Source organism: Bacillus sp. cl96 (assembly GCF_900100505.1).
Lineage (GTDB): Bacteria > Bacillota > Bacilli > Bacillales > Bacillaceae_G > Bacillus_A > Bacillus_A cereus.
Genome location: NZ_FNDM01000002.1, coordinates 292,103 through 310,337 on the forward strand (window position 1 = coordinate 292,103; position 18,235 = coordinate 310,337).

Here is an 18,235-nt window from a genome sequence, read left to right on the forward strand (position 1 = left end):
AGGTAAGCAACATGGAAGAGAAATGGTTAGTTGGTGTTGACCTTGGTGGTACAACGATTAAATTAGCATTTATTAATGTATACGGTGAAATTTTACATAAGTGGGAAATCCCTACGAATACAGGTGAGCAAGGAAAACATATTACACTTGATGTTGCGAAAGCAATTGATAAAAAGCTAGAAGAATTAGGCGAATTGAAGAGCAAATTAATTGGTATTGGTATGGGAGCTCCTGGTCCTGTACATGTGGCGTCTGGAATGATTTATGAAGCGGTTAATTTAGGATGGAAAAACTATCCGCTAAAAGATTTATTAGAAGTAGAAACAGGATTACCTGTTGTTATTGATAATGATGCAAACTTAGCAGCGCTTGGTGAAATGTGGAAAGGTGCTGGTGAAGGTGCAAAAGATTTAATCTGTATGACACTTGGTACGGGCGTTGGTGGTGGTGTAATCGCCAATGGTGAGATTGTACACGGCGTGAGTGGTGCTGCTGGTGAGATTGGACATATTACAGTCGTTACAGAAAATGCTTTCCCATGTAATTGCGGGAAGTCTGGTTGCTTAGAAACAGTAGCATCTGCGACAGGTATTGTACGTGTTGCTATGCAAAAAATACAAGAGACTAATAAAGAGAGCATGTTGCGCTCTATGTTAGCTGAAGAAGGACGTATTACATCAAAAGATGTCTTTGAAGCACTTGGACAAGGTGATGAATTAGCAGGTGAAGTAGTAGAAAAAGTAGCTTCTTATTTAGGATTAGCTGTAGCGAACCTTTCTAGTACATTGAACCCAGAGAAAATTGTTATTGGTGGAGGCGTGTCTAAAGCTGGAGATGCGCTATTAGAGCCAATTCAACGCTATTTCGAGCAATACGCTTTCTCACGTGCTGTAAAGAGCACGAAGTTAGCTATTGCAACACTTGGTAATGATGCAGGTGTTATCGGAGGAGCTTGGCTTGTAAAAAAGCACAAATACGAAGCGAAGATGATATAAGTTGTGAAATATGAAAAGAGGAAGGGGGAACCCTTCCTCTTTTTGTGTAAAATCTCGATGAAGAATAAAGTGTAAACGAATTAAGCTGCTGGTGGATACCCGTTATATAGAACAGTCATGATCGTAAACCATCCGAAAACGAGTACAGTTGCAATTGCAAAGCCGCTCGCGAAAAAGTTTTTTTCACGAAGTGTTCTAAGCGTAGCAAATACAGCTAACAGAGTGACAAGTGTAAAAATAATAACAAGGCCCATACAATATCCTCCTCTGTCTACCCATTTCTTATTATGAGTTTTTGGAATATTTATTCTTTTATATTGTACATGTTTTAAAAATGATTGTCGAGATAGCATCCTTTCTTTTCCTCAGAGAAAGAAATGTTGTATCATTAAAAGTAAGTTTAATAACTGGAGGAGATTTTCATATGAAATGGATACAAATGCCGTTAGGCCCATTACAAACAAATGCTTATATTTTAATGAACGATCAAAAAGAGTGCATTATCTTTGACCCTGGTCATGAAGGTGAAAAGCTCGTTACATATTTACAAGAAGAACAATTAAAACCATTGGCTGTTTTATTAACACATGCTCACTTTGATCATATCGGTGCTGTTGATGCCGTAAGAGACGCTTTTCATATTCCTGTGTACGTACATAAAGAAGAAGCAGATTGGTTAGGAGATGCAACTGTAAACGGCTCTCAAATTTTTATGATGAACCGCAGTATTACAGCAAAACCAGCGGATCATATTATTGATGCAGAAGGTACATTAACAATTGGATTATTTAATTTTGAAATTTTTGAGACACCAGGACATTCTCCAGGAAGTATTTCTTATTATAGTAAAGAAGCGAATGCTGTATTCTCAGGAGATGTATTGTTCCAAATGAGCATTGGAAGAACAGATTTGCCTGGTGGAAGTTTTGCTGAATTAATTGGAAGTATTGAAGAGAAATTATTTGTATTACCAGATGAAACAGCGGTGTTATGTGGACATGGTCCAGAAACAAGCATTGGCTTTGAAAAAGAAAATAATCCGTTTTTACAATAAGGAGTCATTATGGGAATGGAGCTCATTTTAAGAGAATGGATGGGGAAAGAAAAGGATTATTCAATTTCATATAGTACGTATATGAACCTTGTATTGTATACGGAGGGTCATGGATATTATATGAAAGAACGTGAAAAGATTGGAAGACAAGGGGATTTTTTTACAAGTAGCAATGTATCCTCTGTTTTTGCAAAAACTTTTGCTAAACTTTTTATTCGTCTTGTTGAAAATGGTGAAGTTGCTTCGAATATTTGTGAGGTTGGTGGGGGAACAGGGAAGTTTGCCTATGATGTTTTACAAGAATGGAAGCAATTATCTCCAAACACCTTTATTAATTTAAACTATTCAATGATTGAAGTGAGCCCTTTTCATAGGAAATTACAGCAGGAGCAACTTGGCTCATTTTCTAATGTATCGTACTATACCTCCTATAGTGAAATGGGAGATTCTTTCGAGGGAATTCTTTTTTCGAATGAGTTGTTTGATGCATTTCCTGTTGAAGTAATTGAGAAAAGAAATGGTATATTGTATGAAGTACGTATTACATATACAGAGGAAGGAAACCTTTCAGAAGTATGTAGGCCGTTAAATAAAAGAATTGGTCGCTATTTATTGAAATATAATATTCATATTGCTGAAGGGCAACGTTTTGAAGTACCAATAGTTATGGAGGAGTATATAAAAGAAATTTCGAAATGGTTTCAAAAAGGTATATGTATTACAGTTGATTACGGATACACAAAAGAAGAATGGATGCATCCAGCACACCGCGAAGGAAGTTTGCGAGGATATTATCAGCATAAGCTAATGCGTAACCCACTAGCGCATCCAGGTGAAATGGATCTTACTACTCATGTTCATTGGGACGAGCTAAAGGAGATGTTTAGTATGCAAGGAATGAGTGCAGTATGGCATAAGAAACAATCTGAGTTCTTGTTAGCTGCAGGGATATTAGAACAGCTTACGAGCCATCAAGATACGAATCCTTTTTCTGAAACGCAAAAACAAAATCGAGCAGTTCGTTCTATGATTTTAAATGGAGGAGTAGGGAGTTCGTTTGATGTTGTTATACATACAAAAGATATGCAACATTTACATTTGGATCGGTATGTAACAATATAAAAAACAAGACACAGTATATACTGTGTCTTGTTTTTTAATACGACTTATGTAGTATTATATATTTCCTCTCATGATATATATTTATATTAAAGATATGAGATAAAAAATATAGAATACGTTCTTTTTCTGCGATTATTAGTCCCTAACCTAATAATACGCGAACGAGTTGAATGATTGTTTCATTCTCTACTTTGTAATAAATTTCCAATCCTTTTCTTTCACTAGAAACGATTTTAGCGCTTTTTAATTTTGCTAAATGCTGTGAAATTGTAGATTGTGGCATGTTTAAGCCAGTATACATTGTAGAAACGTTGCTTGGACCGCGCTCGATTAATCCTTTTACGATACATAAACGAACAGGATGAGCTAGCACTTTTAATAATTCTGCATTACTTTCATATAGTTCTAATTCTTTTTGAAAGGTTTCTAACATGTTCTTTTCCACCTCCGTGTGAGCTATTATACCATACTATACATACCAAAAATTTAAAGAAAAGAAAATAGTTGTTGCAGAAAAAAAGTCCTAAAGTAAAGAAATTGTAAGAAAAGAGACCCGGATGTAAATAAAATAGGTAAATTAGCATGTTTTTGTAAAATGACATTTTTGGGTGAAAATTTCGATGCGTTTTAAAAATTGAAAGATATAGATATATTTGTAACACAATTTTATCATGATTTTCTTATTCTTTCAAATGAATATACGAAATTTTTAAAATAATATGACAAAGGAATTATAATGATATATATAGAATATAAAACAGGTTAAAAGAAAAGAAGCTGAATGTCATTCGCTTCTTTATGGTGATAATGAAATATTTGATTACGGCTGATAAATCTTAGGATGATCAAGTCATTAGTCATTTATTCTAAAATTCATCTTTTAGCAACGTTAAAAATCTGTGATTCCATATGTTCTCATAAAAATCAATTGTCTCTTTTGCGGACATAAAAGGATTATTCAACGTAGAGGTTGTTTTCTGTCCCATAAAGTTTTCGTATCCTAGTCCGTGGGCAAACTTAATCGTTGCATCCATACAGTACTCTGTTTGGGCGCCACAAAATTCAATGCGATTTACAGATAATTGATCTAAAATTTCTTTTAAGTTTGTTTTATAAAATGAATTTGCATGTGTTTTTCTTACAAAAAAATCTTGTTCTTGAACATCTAGATCGGTATGAATAGCCCAAAGTTCTTTCTCGGGTACTAAATCATCATCACAATGTTGAACAAAAAGGATTGGTTTATTTAATTTTCTATATGAAGAAATTCTTTTATTTACTTTTTTTAGTAAGTTCTGTAAATCAAATAAATGCTCCTCGCTATAACATACGCCATTTTGTAAATCGATAACGATTAAAATATCTGCACAAGTATCCATTATTTTCACCCCTTTTTATTTCTTAATATATCAATTAATCCATTATTTAGAAATAGATGATATACTTTTATTTTTTATGGACTATAAGAAAAGAAGAAATTCAAATGAATATAGCTAAACCGCATAAAAAGAAGATATGAAAACCTAATCTCATATCTTCTTTTTCTCTATGCATTTACAGGTTCTTCTACATAAGAAAGGGCATTTTCAAAATCGGATATTAAATCGTTAACATTTTCAAGACCGACTGATAACCGAAGTAATGAATTAGAGATTCCTCTTTTATCACGAGCTTCTTGCGACAGTGCTGCATGTGACATTTTTGCTGGATAAGAAAGAATTGACTCTACAGCTCCTAAACTAACTGCAAAAACAGGCAATTTTACTTTTGATAAAAATTTGCGGAGTGCATCTTCTGACTGCAAAGTAAACGATAAGACCGCTCCAGCTGATGTTGCTTGAGATTGTTGAATATCAAATCCGAGATGAGTTTGTAATCCCGGATAATAGACATTTTTTACTTTAGAGTGCTCTTGTAAATAATGTGCGATTTTATTGGCATTTTTAGCTGAATGTTCGAGGCGTACATGCAATGTTTTTAGACCGCGAAGTACGAGAGAACAATCTTGAGGTCCTAAAATAGCACCGAATGCATTTTGTAAAAATCCAAGCTTTTGAGCGAGTTCTGAATCTTTTACTACTGCTAATCCGGCAGTAACATCACTATGACCAGCAATAAATTTTGTAGCACTATGAAGAACGACATCAGCTCCAAGTTCAAGTGGTTTTTGGAATAGTGGTGTCAAAAATGTATTATCAACAAAAGTAAGAGCCCCAATAGATTTTGCGAGTTTAGAAACCTCGCGAATATCTGTCACTTTTAAAAGTGGGTTAGAAGGTGTTTCTACATAAAAGAGCTTTGTATTTGGTTTAATGTTTTGTTTTATTTCTTCTAAATTGGTCATATCAACAAATGTATGTGAAACACCGTAACGGGAGAGTACCTCAGTTATCACTCGGTAAGTGCCTCCGTACACATCTTCTGAAATGAGTACGTGATCACCTTGTGAAAGAAGGAGGAATGCAGTGGAAATCGCTGCAATGCCTGATGCAAAGGCGAATCCTTTTGTTCCGCCTTCTAATAAAGCAATGATATCTTCAAGAGCTTCACGAGTTGGATTTCCTGACCTGCTATAGTCATATTTTCCGAACGTATCTACATCAAACTGGTGAAAAGTTGATGTGTTATAAATAGGAACGTTCACAGCGCCTGTTTGCGAGTCGTGTTTATATTGGTTGTGTAGTAAGAGTGTATCTATAGAATAGCTCATATTCTTACACCTTCTTTTACGAGTTTAATTGCTTGCTTTAAGTCTTGAATTAAATCGTTACTATTTTCAATGCCAACTGAGAATCGAAGAAGACGATTGCATACGCCGTTTGCTGTTCTAATTTCTTCAGGAATATCAGCATGTGTTTGCGTTGCTGGATAAGTCATTAAACTTTCTACACCACCAAGACTTTCGGCAAATGTAATTAAGGATAAAGATTGTAAGAATGGATTAATCCAAGCTTCATCTTTAAGGCGGAATGAGATCATGCCGCCTCTTCCTGGATAAAATACATCTGTCACCCCGTCTTCATCATTTAAATACGCAACAACTGCTTTCGCATTTTCTTCATGTTGCCTCATGCGAAGCGCTAACGTTTTCATACCGCGAATTAATAACCATGAGTCAAATGGGCTTAAAACTGCACCTGATGCATTATGATAATGAGCGATTTCCTCGCAAAGTTCCTTTCCTTTTGCAACGACAAGCCCGCTTAGTACATCGTTATGTCCCCCTAAATATTTCGTTGCGCTATGAAGTACAATGTCAGCACCTTCTGTTAATGGTTGCTGTATATAAGGTGTGTAGAAAGTGTTGTCTACAATAAGGAGTAGTCCGTTCCTTTTCGCTACAGTTGCGACAGCAGCAATATCAGTAACTTGCATTAATGGATTAGTTGGAGTTTCTATGAAAATAGCCTTCGTTTCAGTTGTGATAGCTTGCTCAATTTGTTTAATAGACTGTGTATTTACGTATCTACATCGAACATTCCACTTTTTTTCATGCTCAGAAAATAATCGATACGTTCCCCCGTATAAATCTTCAGATACAATAAGTTCGTCTCCAGAGCGGAATAGAGAAAGGACGAGGAGAACAGCCGCCATCCCTGAACTACAGGCATAACCTTGTTCGCCATATTCTAAGTCTGCGATCGCCTGTTCTAAAAGACCTCGAGTTGGATTGCCAGTTCGTGAATAGTCAAAGCCAGTAGATTTACCAATTCCTTCGTGACGATAAGCGGTTGAGAAATAAACTGGTGGATTAACCGTTCCGGTTGTAGTTTCACTGCGATTTCCGATTTGTGCTAGTTTTGTTTCGATTGTTGACATATGAAAATTCCTCCTTTTTAAATTGAAACATTAAGTGAATATAAAATAAAAAAAGCCTTCTAAGAAGAAGGCTTTCGGTTTGAATAGAGTCTTCTTCTCATCTGTCAAATCTTTCACAATTTGCTGGAATTAGCACCTTATTAACAAAATGTTAATGGTTGCTGAGGCGTCACAGGGCCAGTCCCTCTACCTCTCTAGATAAGAATGTTCGTATGAAATTTTTATTATGTTTTTAACTTTACAATAAAATATAACTGAATTGCAACTTTATTTTAAATAATTTTTATTTTTCCGCAAGTGTCATTGACTTTTACTTTTGTGCATGCTAAATTTATTAAAAAATTAACAAACATTGTTAAAAGGGGAACGCATTTCCTTTTAGCTACATAAATAAAATAATAAAGACAACTCTTATTGAGAGCGGTGGAGGGAAAGGCCCTGTGAAACCCGGCAACCTTCAAACGAAATGTTTGAAACGGTGCTAATACCTGCAAAACGAATGTTTTGCATAATAAGAGGAGGAACGATTATGTCCCCCTCTTCAAAGTGAAGAGGGGGTTTTTATATTGATAGAAATGAGGGAGAGTCGTGAAATTACTAGATTTATTATCAAAAGGAATTGTAATAGGTGATGGTGCGGTTGGGACGTTATTGCATTCACATGGTTTGCAAAGTAGCTTTGAAGAATTGAATGTATCTGATCCAGACTTAATTATATCGATTCATAAACAATATGTAGCTGCTGGAGCAGATGTAATTCAAACGAATACGTATGGAGCAAATGAGGCGAAATTACGTATGTATGGTTTAGAAAATCAAGTTACAGAAATTAATAGAGCGGCAGTAAAACTGGCGAAAGCATCTGTGACAGATAAAAATGCAATTTTAGGAACAATTGGTGGTATGAAACATATCGGAGCTGTTACAACGACTGATATGGAAAGAGAGTTTATGTTACTTGAACAGGCAGGGGCTTTACTAGAAGAACAGGTTGATGGATTACTATTAGAAACTTTTTACGATGAATTTGAATTACTTCATGCCGTTAAAGTATTGCGTAAGCAAACGAATATTCCAATTGTTGCGCAATTAGCGTTACATGAAGCAGGTACGACTCAAAATGGAAATGATGTCAATGAAATATTAAAGCAACTTATAGATTACGGTGCAAATGTTGTTGGATTGAATTGTCAACTAGGGCCGCTTCATATGACGGAAGCTTTCAAAATGATATCGATTCCTCAAAATGGCTATTTATCAGCATACCCAAATGCAGGCCTCCCGAATTATGTGGATGGACGTTACGTATATGAGGGAAGCCCAGCTTATTTTGAAGCGATGACACCGAGATTTATTGAGCAAGGTATTCGGTTATTGGGTGGTTGTTGTGGTACGACTCCAGAACATATTCAAAGTATGAAGCGCGCTGTTGCGAATATTACCCCTGTAATAGAAAAAGACACGATTCAAAGGCCGAAAGTCGTTCATACGCATGAGAAACGTTCGAAGGCTCACGTCACTCTAGCAGAGAAAGCGAAAAAACAAACGACAGTTGTAGTAGAATTAGATCCACCGAAAACGTTAGATACACAGCGTTTTTTTGAAGGAGCAAGAGCGTTAAAAAGAGCGGGAGCAGATGCTATTACTCTAGCAGATAATTCATTAGCATCGCCTCGTGTTTCTAATATGGCGATGGGTGCGTTATTAACGAAGCATGATATCCCAGTATTGACGCATTTAACGTGTAGAGATCATAACGTCATTGGACTACAATCTCATTTGTTAGGTTTATCGGCGTTAGGGATGGAAGAAGTGTTAGCTTTAACTGGTGATCCAGCGCGCGTTGGTGATTTTCCCGGTGCCACTTCTGTATATGATTTATCCTCTATTGAGCTTATTAAAATGATTAAAGAAATGAACGATGGACGTTCAATTTTAGGGAAATCAATTGGACCGGCGACAAGGTTTTCTGTAGGCGGCGCATTTAATCCTCACGTGAGGCACTTAAAAGCAGCGGTTAAGCGAATGGAACGAAAAATAGATGCTGGAGCGGAGTATTTTTTAACTCAGCCAATTTACGATATCAAGTTAATTGAAGAAGTGTATGAAGCGACAAAGCATTTGGAACAACCTATTTTTATTGGAATTATGCCGTTAGTAAGTAAGCGGAATGCAGATTTTCTTCATTTTGAGGTGCCGGGTATTACTCTTCCTGAAGAAATAAGAGAGAGAATGGATGGACATGAAACAAAAGAGGCAGCAATTGAGGAAGGGATCCGCATTTCACAAGAATTGGTCGACGCAGCGATGAAATATTTTAATGGTATTTATCTTATTACACCATTTTTAAAGTATGAAATTACAGAACATCTTGTTAAATATGTAAGAGAAAAGCAAGAAGTGAAAGAAGGTATTAATTGATGAAGTGTATAGAAGAAAAATTAAAAAATAGCATTTTAATATTAGATGGTGCAATGGGGACAATGATTCAGCAAGAGGATTTAACTGCTGAAGATTTCGGAGGAGAAGAGTACGAGGGCTGTAATGAATATTTAGTGGAAACAAGACCAGACGTTATTTTAAAGATTCATAAAGCTTATATTGAAGCTGGAGCGGATATTATTGAAACAAATACATTTGGGGCAACGAATATTGTACTAAGTGATTATGATCTGTCTCATTTAGATGAAGAACTAAATGAAAAGGCAGCACTTTTGGCGAAGCAAGCTGTTAAAGAAAGCGGGAAGGAAGTATATGTTGCGGGAGCGATGGGACCAACAACGAAAGCAATTAGTGTTACAGGTGGTGTGACTTTTGAAGAATTGATTGAGGCTTATACAAGGCAGGCACGAGGATTATTAAAAGGAGAAGTTGATGTATTACTCGTTGAGACGAGTCAAGATATGCGTAACGTGAAAGCAGCTTATATTGGAATTCAAGCCGCTTTTGAAGAACTGAAAAAAACGGTTCCTATTATGATTTCAGGAACGATTGAGCCAATGGGAACGACTCTGGCTGGGCAAACAATTGAAGCTTTTTATTTATCAGTAGAACATATGAAACCATTATCTGTTGGGTTAAACTGTGCGACTGGTCCGGAGTTTATGAGGGACCATATTCGTTCACTATCTGATTTATCGGAGTGTTACATTTCTTGTTATCCAAATGCAGGTCTTCCTGATGAAGATGGACATTACCATGAATCTCCATCTTCTCTTGCTGAAAAGGTGAAGCGATTTGCTGAAGAAGGATGGATTAATATTATTGGTGGTTGTTGTGGCACGACACCAGAACATATAAAAGCAATGAAATCCGCGCTAGCATCTCTTAGGCCTCGTGACCATCATGAGAGAGAAGGACATGGAATTAGTGGATTAGAAGCACTGCAATATGATGAGTCTATGAGACCGTTATTTGTAGGTGAAAGAACGAATGTTATTGGGTCACGTAAATTTAAACGCTTAGTAGCAGAAGGGAAATTTGAAGAGGCTGCTGAAGTGGCAAGAGCGCAAGTGAAGAAAAATGCTCATATTATTGACATTTGTATGGCAGATCCTGATCGCGATGAAATAGAAGATATGGAAAACTTCTTAGCAGAAGTTACGAAAGTTTTAAAAGTACCGATTATGATTGATTCAACAGATGAAAATGTGATGGAGCGAGCTCTTACTTATATTCAAGGAAAAGCTGTTATTAATTCAATTAATTTAGAAGATGGAGAAGAACGATTTAAAAAAGTGACACCGCTTCTTCAGAAGTATGGTGCCGCTATAGTTGTAGGAACAATTGATGAAGACGGTATGGCGGTTAGTGCGGAACGAAAGATAGAAATTGCGAAAAGAAGCTATGAATTACTTACAAAGAAGTATGGGATACGCCCGTCAGATATTATTTTTGATGCACTTGTGTTTCCAGTAGGGACAGGTGATGAAGAATATATTGGCTCAGCGGCAGCGACTATAGAAGGAATTCGCCTTATTAAAGAAGCGTTACCAGAGTGTTTAACGATTTTAGGTGTAAGTAACATATCATTTGGTTTACCACCGGCTGGACGTGAAGTATTAAATTCAGTCTTTTTATATCATGCTACGAAAGCAGGATTAGATTACGCGATTGTGAATACGGAAAAATTAGAACGCTATGCGTCGATTCCAGAGGAAGAAAAACGCCTTGCAGATGCATTACTGTTTGAAACGACGAAAGAGACGTTAGAAGAATTTACAAACTTTTACCGAGTTGCTAAAAAGAAAGATGTCGTTGTGCAAGAAACGTTAACGCTTGATGAAAGACTAGCAAATTATATTGTAGAAGGTACGAAACAAGGATTACACGAGGATTTAAGTCTTGCACTTGAAGAAGGAAGAAAACCTCTTGATATTATTAACGGTCCGCTTATGACAGGGATGGACGAGGTAGGACGACTATTTAATAATAATGAACTTATTGTTGCTGAAGTATTGCAAAGTGCCGAAAGTATGAAAGCCGCTGTAAGCTATTTAGAGCCACATATGGAATCTAGTGATAGTGCGAAAAAAGGGAAAGTATTGTTAGCAACTGTAAAAGGTGACGTGCATGATATTGGGAAAAATCTCGTTGAAATTATTTTAGCGAATAACGGATATGAGATTATTAATTTAGGAATTAATGTACGTTCGGATCGAATTGTTCAAGAAGTACAAGAAAAGAAGCCGGACATTATAGGCCTTTCAGGTTTATTAGTAAAATCAGCGCAACAAATGGTAACGACTGCTGAAGATTTAAAAGCGGCAAATATTGATGTGCCCATTGTTGTAGGTGGTGCAGCGTTAACGAGAAAGTTTACAGATAATCGGATTTCACCATCATATAAAGGACTCGTTTGTTATGCGAGTGATGCGATGACGGGGCTCGATATTATTAATAAGCTTCAAAAAGAAGAAGAGCGTGAGAAGATGAAGCAGGATAAAAAAGAACGTCATCTTCATATCGTAAAAAAAGAGGAGAAGAAAGTAGAAATTCCAGCAGTAATTGAGCCATTACCAAAATCAGAGGTTATGGTGCCTGATTCAACAAAACGAATTGTATTACGAGATGTTCCAGCCCTTCATCTCGCACCATTTCTGAATAGACAAATGCTACTTGGGCATCACCTTGGATTAAAAGGAAATGTGAAGAAGCTTTTGAAAGAGGGAGATAAGAGAGCACATGAATTAAATGATTTAATAGATGAATTATTGCAGGAAGGACAATCTTGGTTAAAGCCGAAAGCAGTGTATCAATTTTTCCCAGCGCAAAGCGACGGACAAAACATTGTAATATATGATCCAGAAGATCATACGCGTGTTATAGAGCGTTTCACATTCCCTAGACAAGGAAAGGCTCCCTATCGTACTTTAGGTGATTATTTGCGCCCAATAGGAGATGAGATGGACTATGTTGCTTTCTTATCTGTTACGGTTGGGGAAGGAGTTCGGGATATTGCTGAAGAGTGGAAGGCGAAAGGTGATTACCTACGTAGTCATGCCATTCAATCGTTAGCGCTTGAATTAGCGGAAGGACTTGCTGAAAAAACACATATGCTCATTCGTGACCGCTGGGGCATTCCGGACTCGCCTGAACTGACGATGGAAGAACGTTTCCGTACGAAATATAGAGGAATACGAGTGTCATTTGGTTATCCGGCGTGTCCAGAACTTGCAGATCAAGAAAAGCTATTTCGCTTAATTCATCCAGAGGAAATAGGTATTTCATTAACAGAAGGATTCATGATGGAGCCAGAAGCGTCCGTAACGGCTATGGTATTTTCTCACCCTGAGGCAAGATATTTTAGTGTATTATAGTCTAGAAGGGGGAGACGTATGAAGAAAATAGTCTTTACAGGTGGCGGTTCGGCAGGACATGTAACACCTAATTTAGCCATTATCCCATATTTACAGGAAGACAACTGGGATATCTCTTATATTGGTTCTCACCAAGGTATTGAGAAAACGATTATAGAAAAGGAAGGCATTCCCTACTATAGTATTTCGAGTGGAAAGCTACGTCGTTATTTTGATTTAAAAAATATAAAAGATCCTTTTCTTGTAATGAAGGGTGTTATGGATGCGTATGTAAGAATTCGAAAACTAAAACCAGATGTGATTTTTTCAAAAGGCGGTTTCGTATCTGTACCAGTCGTAATTGGCGGATGGCTAAATAGAGTACCAGTTTTATTACATGAATCTGATATGACGCCAGGACTAGCAAATAAAATTGCGCTTCGTTTTGCTTCGAAAATATTTGTTACATTTGAAGAAGCAGCGAAACATTTACCGAAAGAAAAAGTAATATATACGGGGTCTCCTGTACGTGAAGAAGTGCTGAAGGGAAATCGTGAAAAAGGTTTAGCGTTTTTAGGTTTTTCACGTAAAAAGCCAGTTATTACGATTATGGGAGGCAGCTTGGGCGCGAAAAAAATTAATGATACGGCTCGAGAAGCATTACCAGAACTTCTTAAAAAGTATCAAATTGTTCACCTTTGCGGAAAAGGTAACCTTGATGAAAGTTTACAAAATAAAGAAGGATATAGACAATTTGAATATGTACATGGAGAACTGCCAGATATATTAGCGGTAACAGATTTTGTTATTTCACGCGCGGGCTCCAACGCAATTTTTGAATTTTTAACATTACAAAAGCCGATGGTTTTAATTCCATTATCGAAATTTGCAAGCCGTGGAGATCAAATATTAAATGCAGAGTCCTTTGAAAGACAAGGATATGCCTCCGTATTATATGAAGAAGATGTAAATGTAAAATCTCTTATAAAGTATGTCGAAGAATTAAATCAAAATAATGAGAAGTATAAAATAGCACTAAAAAAATATAATGGAAAAGAAGCAATTAAAACAATCATTCAAAATATTTCAGAGGCATGATGAAATAATCATGCCTCTTTTAGTAGGGTGAAAGATTCCAAGAATTGATATTTTTATGTTACAATAAAGTGAAACTTTAATCAGTTGGGTGCATCCCACATCTAACTTCTTTACTGTTACTGAATTTTGAGGAGGGAGTCTTACTGCCCTCAAATAGCGGGATAACAAATGGGTTAATAGGGAAATTCCAATTAATGAGGCGTGAAAATACGAATGGATTAGGAGTGACTGTGTTGGAGCTAAGTCTCTATGAAAATACTGCACTTATTATATGCTTTGTGTTGTACGTTGGTAGTGTTATTGTTTATATTTCAAGGAAATTTTCGCAAGAAAGAGAGCTTGAAAAGTCGGAGATAACAGCTGAACTAGAAATGTTAGCTGATGAAAGTTATAAAAAACAAAAAATAAAAGAAGACCATGAAGCATCCCATCATTTAAACGCAAATAAGTTTTAAAGATGGGGATTTTTTTTGAAGTTGTTCTTTATTGTAGCTATAACAAATAACGCTAAAAAGGAGTTTCCCCATACATAATGAAGGAGTGTATATAAATGAATTTTTATATCGCCTCAGGTTTCCAAAATAAACATCTTGTACGTTCCGTAGCAAATGAACTGAAACATGCAGGATGGCACCATACATATGATTGGACCAAAAACGAAAAAGCAGCAAATGAAGAACAATTAAGAGAAATTGGTCAGGCAGAACAAAATGCTGTAAAAGAAGCGGATGTATTTTTACTTATATTAGATGGCGGAAACGGGAGCCATACAGAGTTTGGAATGGCGATTGCACTAGAGAAAACGATATATGTATATCATGCAGGAAACCCGCTCCAAACAACGTTCTATCACTTGCCAGAAATAAATATTTTTGAAGGAGATGTAGCTGAGTTTGCATCTTATGTTATGAATCATATGAAATAATAGTAACTACCTAAAAGGTTATAAAAGTGATCTTTTGGGTACAGTGATGATAAGAAACGTATATAAAGGAGTACATAATATGAAATTAGAAAATGGATGGGAAACGAGCTTTTTAGAAGTCGTACAAAATAGTGAATTTAAGAAAGAGGCACTTCTTAGTCAATTGCTTTGTCAGGATAGTGAAGAAGTAGAAGAGCTTGTGGATGATTACGGCTACGAAGAACTTGTTGAACGTGAACATGATGATGAGTTAGCTGAAATCTTAGGAGAAGAGCTTTTTAGTGAGATGGAACGCCAAGTATTCTTATCTTCAAACCCAGAAGAAAAATTGATTTCATTCGTCAATGGATTAGGTTTTCATGTGTTAGATTGGATCGTTCTTCTTGAAACAGAATTTGGCATTGATAGTGCAAACTTTACATCAGATGCTGTGAAGGTGTTAGAAAAGCGTTTCAGACAGTTTCCATACATAGAGGACAAGACAATTTTTGATATGACATTTGGAGAATCGATGGATGTATTAGAATCTGTTACAGGATTACAACTAAAGGAAAAGATGAACGTATAATGAAAAAAGAACGTGATTGGATCACGTTCTTTTTTTACATAATAATAATTTTATCAGCTAGTTTTGTCTGCCCGGTAAGAAGTGCGTTTAAATATTCCACTTTTCTTATACAAGCTTGTATATGTCTTTCAATCTCTTGTAACTCTGCTTGGTGATGCGTTTCAATTGGATGAATTTGTACGTTGAATTTTTCAAATTGACTACTATATGTTATTTCTGCATAGCCGCTCATAATATCGGTTTCGTTATGAAATAAAAATTGCTTCGTTTTGTCACAGAATGATACATCCTGAAAGCCATATACTTTTAATGCTTCAATTACTTTTTTAATCATTTTTGTATTCATTTTTTAACCCTCTTTACGAAGTTCTACTTATATATTATAACATAAAAAATTACATAGAAAGCGCTTCCAAGTGTATTTTATTATAAACTTTACGTTTCAATCACAAAAATGAAACAAAGAAAAAATAATTGTAAAGAAGGAAGGACTCTTTTATTGTTTCGTCATATATATAGAGAAATAGTGCAATGAAAGGAAATTTTCCGAGGTGGAGATCGTATTTCCAATTTGAGCGCAGTAAAAGAGGTGAGAATTTTGAACTTTGATATTGTAGGACAAAAAGCATATATAAAAGATGGACCGCATCGGAACCGAATTGGAATTGTAAAGAAAAATGAGACAAAATTAGCATCGCAGTTTGCTATTGTAATTGGAGAACAAGTCATTGATGTAGAGCTAAAGGATATCGTGTTAGTTGGAGTAGACGTAGGACAATTTCATAAATGGTGCGAACAAAATGGTTATTTGTGAAAAGGACGGGCTGTGAGATAATGAAATATATTTGAGGAAAGAGGATATGTTATTGTATTCTCTTTTTCTATGTTTAAGGAGGCGAAAATGAAATATAAAGAACAGGAGTTTACGTTGGAGTTAAAAGAGAACATTCAATGTATGGAGAAGGAAATAGAGCGAATATCACTTAAACTGCATAAAGAGTATTCACGTTTATACATAGAAAAATACATGGAATTAGATATGGGATTTGCAAGGGAAAAAGAGAATGCCTTTGAGGTGGGTTATTATTCATCAGTTGCTATAGCTATATTAGATGAAGAAAAAGAGCTGATTGGATTTCATAATATTCCAATTTGGAAATGTGAAAGAATCTTTTTAGGAATGCCAATTCAATCAAACATTTTGGGGAGTAAGAAAGTAGGGGAACTCGCTGATGAATCTTGTTATGAGATTGGGGAAGAGTTAAAAGAGCAACTAGAAGAATACTTAGAGTGATAATTCTCAAGATAAAATCTATAAAGAGGGGACGGAATAAAAAAGACGCTAACAATTGTATGTTAGCGTCTTTTTTCATTATGAAGCAATTTCACCAGTTTTTGTATCATCTTGATTGTACGTATCTTGATCTAATTCACCAAGCCATTTACTTGAAATAAGACCTGCTGTCATAGAGCCACTTACGTTAAGAGCTGTACGCCCCATATCGATTAATGGCTCAACCGAGATAACTAGAGCAACAATACCGATTGGTAAGTTCATTGTAGATAGTACGATTAAAGCTGCGAATGTTGCGCCGCCACCAACTCCGGCAACACCGAATGAGCTAATAGCAACAACAGCGATTAAAGTTAAAATAAATTGTGGTTGTAATGGATCAATTCCTACAGTTGGAGCGACCATCATTGCAAGCATTGCTGGATAAATACCTGCGCAACCGTTTTGTCCGATAGATACCCCAAATGAAGCTGCGAAGTTTGCAATTCCTTCGGAAATACCAAGCTTTTCTTTTTGCGCTTCAATATTTAATGGCATCGCACCAGCACTAGAGCGAGATGTGAATGCAAATGTTAATACAGGGAACACCTTTTTTAAATATTGAATTGGATTTAAACCAGATAGCGCAATTAATAATAAGTGGATAACGAACATTACGATAAGTGCTACGTAAGACGCTAACACGAAGTTGCCAAGTTTTAAAATAGCATTTATGTCGCTACCAGCAACTGTTTTTGCCATAAGAGCTAATACGCCGTATGGAGTAAGGCGTAAAATTAATGTTACCATACGCATTACGATTGCATATACAGCATCAAGCATCTTCTTAAATAGCTCTGCTTGTTCTGGATATTTTCGTTTTACACCTATAAAGGCAATGCCGATAAAGGCTGCAAATATTACGACAGAAATTGTTGATGTTGGACGAGCGCCTGTTAAATCAAGAAACGGATTTGTAGGTAATAGCTCTAATAATTTATCTGGAATTGTTGTCTTTTCAATAGAAGTAAATCTTTCTTCAACTAGTTTCAGACGAGCAGATTCTGCATCACCTTGTTGTAGGCCGGTTGCAGATACATCAAATCCTGCACTTGCAGCGATACCGACAGCTGCAGCGATTCCTGTAGTAAGAATTAAAATACCGATAATAAGGCCACTAATTTTACCAAGGTTTTTCGTTAACTGTAATTTTGTAAATGCTGAAATAATAGATACTAAAATAAGTGGCATAACGATCATTTGAAGTAATTTTACATAACCGTTACCGATTAAGCCAAACCAAGTATTTGATTCAATAATTACTTTAGAAGTTGGCTCATAAATAAATTGTAATATAAGACCGAATAAAATTCCGACTCCTAAAGCGGTAAATACACGTTTATTAAAAGATACATGCTTACGTTGCATATAATATAATACGCCAACTAAGATGAGCATGACTGCAACGTTAATTCCGACAAGCAGTGTATTCATGTTGATTCCCCCTAATTCCAATCTGTTATATAGAATATAAGGTAATAAAACCTATAAGTCAACTAGGAAATTCCGGAATTAAAAAAAAG

General features: G+C 36.0%; 18 protein-coding genes and 2 riboswitches. Of the genes, 11 read left to right on the plus strand and 7 right to left on the minus strand.

Translation table 11 applies throughout. From position 1 onward, the window contains the following. Positions 1-11: 11 nt before the first annotated feature. Positions 12-995, plus strand: coding sequence for a glucokinase (gene glcK / locus BLT20_RS05875; protein WP_000391701.1), 984 nt, complete (start codon positions 12-14; stop codon positions 993-995). Positions 996-1,075: 80 nt separating this feature from the next. Here glcK and BLT20_RS05880 read toward each other — a convergent pair whose 3' ends face one another. Then, entirely contained in the window at positions 1,076-1,249 is a 174-nt protein-coding gene (locus BLT20_RS05880; RefSeq protein ID WP_000524852.1) for a DUF2759 domain-containing protein, read from the minus strand. Positions 1,250-1,419: 170 nt separating this feature from the next. Here BLT20_RS05880 and BLT20_RS05885 point away from each other — a divergent pair, with 170 nt between their 5' ends. Beyond that, positions 1,420-2,049, plus strand: coding sequence for an MBL fold metallo-hydrolase (locus tag BLT20_RS05885; RefSeq protein ID WP_000871224.1), 630 nt, complete (start codon positions 1,420-1,422; stop codon positions 2,047-2,049). 9 nt (positions 2,050-2,058) lie between these two features. Next, positions 2,059-3,171: a class I SAM-dependent methyltransferase gene (locus BLT20_RS05890; protein WP_000525153.1), complete on the plus strand. Its 1,113-nt coding sequence runs from the start codon at positions 2,059-2,061 to the stop codon at positions 3,169-3,171. A gap of 142 nt (positions 3,172-3,313) precedes the next feature. Here BLT20_RS05890 and BLT20_RS05895 read toward each other — a convergent pair whose 3' ends face one another. From BLT20_RS05895 to metI, 4 genes are all read right to left on the minus strand, one after another. Beyond that, on the minus strand, positions 3,314-3,604 hold the full coding sequence (locus BLT20_RS05895; protein ID WP_000894377.1) for an ArsR/SmtB family transcription factor: 291 nt from the start codon (positions 3,602-3,604) through the stop codon (positions 3,314-3,316). Positions 3,605-4,037: 433 nt separating this feature from the next. Then, entirely contained in the window at positions 4,038-4,550 is a 513-nt protein-coding gene (locus tag BLT20_RS05900) for a cysteine hydrolase family protein (RefSeq protein ID WP_000379155.1), read from the minus strand. A 167-nt stretch (positions 4,551-4,717) separates the two neighbouring features. Next, positions 4,718-5,881, minus strand: coding sequence for a cystathionine beta-lyase (metC, locus tag BLT20_RS05905; protein WP_000122299.1), 1,164 nt, complete (start codon positions 5,879-5,881; stop codon positions 4,718-4,720). After that, complete coding sequence (metI, locus tag BLT20_RS05910) at positions 5,878-6,990, minus strand: cystathionine gamma-synthase/O-acetylhomoserine thiolyase (protein WP_000103897.1); 1,113 nt, start codon at positions 6,988-6,990, stop codon at positions 5,878-5,880. Before metI ends, metC begins: the two co-directional genes overlap by 4 nt. A 94-nt stretch (positions 6,991-7,084) precedes the next feature. Further along, a riboswitch (SAM riboswitch) is annotated at positions 7,085-7,195 on the minus strand. A gap of 203 nt (positions 7,196-7,398) precedes the next feature. Further along, positions 7,399-7,508, plus strand: a riboswitch (SAM riboswitch). Between the two features lie 70 nt (positions 7,509-7,578). Here metI and BLT20_RS05915 point away from each other — a divergent pair. From BLT20_RS05915 to BLT20_RS05940, 6 genes are all read left to right on the plus strand, one after another. Continuing rightward, the gene (locus tag BLT20_RS05915; protein ID WP_000770352.1) at positions 7,579-9,411 is read left to right on the plus strand and encodes a bifunctional homocysteine S-methyltransferase/methylenetetrahydrofolate reductase; all 1,833 of its coding nucleotides are present in this window, start codon (positions 7,579-7,581) and stop codon (positions 9,409-9,411) included. Further along, positions 9,411-12,809 carry a methionine synthase gene (gene metH, locus BLT20_RS05920; RefSeq protein WP_000649677.1) on the plus strand — a complete coding sequence of 1,133 codons (3,399 nt, stop codon included), beginning with the start codon at positions 9,411-9,413 and terminating at the stop codon, positions 12,807-12,809. Before BLT20_RS05915 ends, metH begins: the two co-directional genes overlap by 1 nt. 18 nt (positions 12,810-12,827) lie before the next feature. Then, positions 12,828-13,886, plus strand: a complete 1,059-nt coding sequence (gene murG, locus BLT20_RS05925) for an undecaprenyldiphospho-muramoylpentapeptide beta-N-acetylglucosaminyltransferase (RefSeq protein WP_000724775.1) — start codon at positions 12,828-12,830, stop codon at positions 13,884-13,886. Between the two features lie 194 nt (positions 13,887-14,080). Beyond that, a complete protein-coding gene (locus tag BLT20_RS05930) occupies positions 14,081-14,341 on the plus strand; it encodes a DUF3966 domain-containing protein (protein ID WP_001250699.1) in 261 nt (86 codons plus the stop codon). A gap of 95 nt (positions 14,342-14,436) precedes the next feature. Beyond that, entirely contained in the window at positions 14,437-14,811 is a 375-nt protein-coding gene (locus BLT20_RS05935; RefSeq protein WP_001012341.1) for a nucleoside 2-deoxyribosyltransferase, read from the plus strand. 79 nt (positions 14,812-14,890) lie between these two features. Beyond that, entirely contained in the window at positions 14,891-15,379 is a 489-nt protein-coding gene (locus BLT20_RS05940) for a hypothetical protein (RefSeq protein WP_000764267.1), read from the plus strand. 34 nt (positions 15,380-15,413) lie between these two features. Here BLT20_RS05940 and BLT20_RS05945 read toward each other — a convergent pair whose 3' ends face one another. Further along, on the minus strand, positions 15,414-15,725 hold the full coding sequence (locus BLT20_RS05945) for a hypothetical protein (protein ID WP_001093236.1): 312 nt from the start codon (positions 15,723-15,725) through the stop codon (positions 15,414-15,416). Positions 15,726-15,977: 252 nt separating this feature from the next. Here BLT20_RS05945 and BLT20_RS05950 point away from each other — a divergent pair, with 252 nt between their 5' ends. Continuing rightward, positions 15,978-16,193, plus strand: coding sequence for a DUF3912 family protein (locus BLT20_RS05950; protein ID WP_001008327.1), 216 nt, complete (start codon positions 15,978-15,980; stop codon positions 16,191-16,193). An 87-nt stretch (positions 16,194-16,280) separates the two neighbouring features. Beyond that, positions 16,281-16,673: a hypothetical protein gene (locus tag BLT20_RS05955; RefSeq protein WP_000875398.1), complete on the plus strand. Its 393-nt coding sequence runs from the start codon at positions 16,281-16,283 to the stop codon at positions 16,671-16,673. Positions 16,674-16,751: 78 nt separating this feature from the next. Here BLT20_RS05955 and BLT20_RS05960 read toward each other — a convergent pair whose 3' ends face one another. Further along, positions 16,752-18,146: an L-cystine transporter gene (locus BLT20_RS05960; RefSeq protein WP_001094345.1), complete on the minus strand. Its 1,395-nt coding sequence runs from the start codon at positions 18,144-18,146 to the stop codon at positions 16,752-16,754. Positions 18,147-18,235: the final 89 nt, after the last annotated feature.

What these genes read in the sequence shown, in the direction of transcription:
- BLT20_RS05885 (WP_000871224.1), top strand. Translation starts at nt 1,420, where the DNA reads ATGAAATGGATACAAATGCCGTTAGGCCCATTACAAACAAATGCTTAT.
- BLT20_RS05930 (WP_001250699.1), top strand. Translation starts at nt 14,081, where the DNA reads ATGAGGCGTGAAAATACGAATGGATTAGGAGTGACTGTGTTGGAGCTA.
- BLT20_RS05940 (WP_000764267.1), top strand. Translation starts at nt 14,891, where the DNA reads ATGAAATTAGAAAATGGATGGGAAACGAGCTTTTTAGAAGTCGTACAA.
- BLT20_RS05955 (WP_000875398.1), top strand. Translation starts at nt 16,281, where the DNA reads ATGAAATATAAAGAACAGGAGTTTACGTTGGAGTTAAAAGAGAACATT.
- metC (WP_000122299.1), bottom strand. Translation starts at nt 5,881, where the DNA reads ATGAGCTATTCTATAGATACACTCTTACTACACAACCAATATAAACAC.
- glcK (WP_000391701.1), top strand. Translation starts at nt 12, where the DNA reads ATGGAAGAGAAATGGTTAGTTGGTGTTGACCTTGGTGGTACAACGATT.
- BLT20_RS05880 (WP_000524852.1), bottom strand. Translation starts at nt 1,249, where the DNA reads ATGGGCCTTGTTATTATTTTTACACTTGTCACTCTGTTAGCTGTATTT.
- murG (WP_000724775.1), top strand. Translation starts at nt 12,828, where the DNA reads ATGAAGAAAATAGTCTTTACAGGTGGCGGTTCGGCAGGACATGTAACA.
- BLT20_RS05890 (WP_000525153.1), top strand. Translation starts at nt 2,059, where the DNA reads ATGGGAATGGAGCTCATTTTAAGAGAATGGATGGGGAAAGAAAAGGAT.
- BLT20_RS05945 (WP_001093236.1), bottom strand. Translation starts at nt 15,725, where the DNA reads ATGAATACAAAAATGATTAAAAAAGTAATTGAAGCATTAAAAGTATAT.
- metH (WP_000649677.1), top strand. Translation starts at nt 9,411, where the DNA reads ATGAAGTGTATAGAAGAAAAATTAAAAAATAGCATTTTAATATTAGAT.
- BLT20_RS05960 (WP_001094345.1), bottom strand. Translation starts at nt 18,146, where the DNA reads ATGAATACACTGCTTGTCGGAATTAACGTTGCAGTCATGCTCATCTTA.
- BLT20_RS05935 (WP_001012341.1), top strand. Translation starts at nt 14,437, where the DNA reads ATGAATTTTTATATCGCCTCAGGTTTCCAAAATAAACATCTTGTACGT.
- BLT20_RS05900 (WP_000379155.1), bottom strand. Translation starts at nt 4,550, where the DNA reads ATGGATACTTGTGCAGATATTTTAATCGTTATCGATTTACAAAATGGC.
- BLT20_RS05895 (WP_000894377.1), bottom strand. Translation starts at nt 3,604, where the DNA reads ATGTTAGAAACCTTTCAAAAAGAATTAGAACTATATGAAAGTAATGCA.
- metI (WP_000103897.1), bottom strand. Translation starts at nt 6,990, where the DNA reads ATGTCAACAATCGAAACAAAACTAGCACAAATCGGAAATCGCAGTGAA.